Raw genomic sequence first — 988 nt, 5'->3', positions numbered from 1 at the left:
CGCTCTGTGTCAAGCTGTGTGGAGTCACTCGGGCTAGTTTCTGACTGCTTCGTGCTCCGGCAGGTTGATACCCACGACGTGGGGCGGCTTCGGAGTCACCGGACGTGACTTGAAGCGTCCCCGGTGTCTCCGGTAGTACTCCTGCAACGCCTGATCCCGGTCATGCCAGCACCGCTGCCATGACCCATCGAACACACTCTCCGGGGTGAACAACGCGATACCGGAATGCCGATGCACAGTGTTGTACCACTGCACGTATCCATCCACATACGCACGAGCGTCCCCCACGGTCTCGAAGATCCGCGGGTACCCGGGCCGATACTTCATCGTCTTGAACGCCGCTTCGGAGAACGGATTGTCATTCGACACATACGGTCGGTTGAACGACGACTCCACCCTGTACCCGGCAAGCAACTCCCGTAATCGGTTCGACGTCATCGCCGACCCGTTATCAGCATGCACGACCTCCGGTGCCCCATACATTCCGATCGCCTCGGTGAACATCTCCACAGCCACCTGGTCGGACTCACACTCCTCGACCCTGTGTCCCACGACCTTCCGCGAGAACACGTCAATGACCTTGTAGGCCTTGAAACGTTTACCCACCCACGGTGAGTACAGGTCCGTAATGTCCCACGACCATGCCTGCCCCGGACGGGTGGCCATGACCTGCGGAGCTTCCCGCCGGCAGCGTTTCTGCTTCGCCCGCGGGAGAACAGGCCGCACCGACTGATCCTCGATCTGCGCAGCGATCCGCCACCACGATCGCCGTGAAGCGAGCATCACCCCGTCATCCCACATCGCAGCAAACGCGTGATCGACCGAATGACCTGCTTCCCACGATGTACGGATACGCTCCTGCACCCGCCGCCTGTCTGCCTCACCGATCCGCGAAGCGTACGCCCGATCCGTTTGATGAACAGGGTCAGCCACTGCGGGCCGGGGCCTGTGCCGGTAGTGCCACGTCGACCGGGACACCCCGGTCATG

The 988-nt window shown here is 61.8% G+C and carries 1 protein-coding gene; it reads right to left on the bottom strand.

What is annotated here, in order from left to right:
• Positions 1-33: 33 nt before the first annotated feature.
• Positions 34-988, bottom strand: a 955-nt coding sequence (locus tag NQ036_RS15405; RefSeq protein ID WP_257060005.1) for a DDE-type integrase/transposase/recombinase, incomplete at its 5' end; no start/stop codon positions are given.

This window comes from Brevibacterium sp. 91QC2O2 (assembly GCF_024580695.1).
In the GTDB taxonomy this organism is placed as follows: domain Bacteria; phylum Actinomycetota; class Actinomycetes; order Actinomycetales; family Brevibacteriaceae; genus Brevibacterium; species Brevibacterium moorei.
Note: the sequence above shows the minus strand (reverse complement) of the source record. Positions and strands in the feature narration are given on the sequence as shown.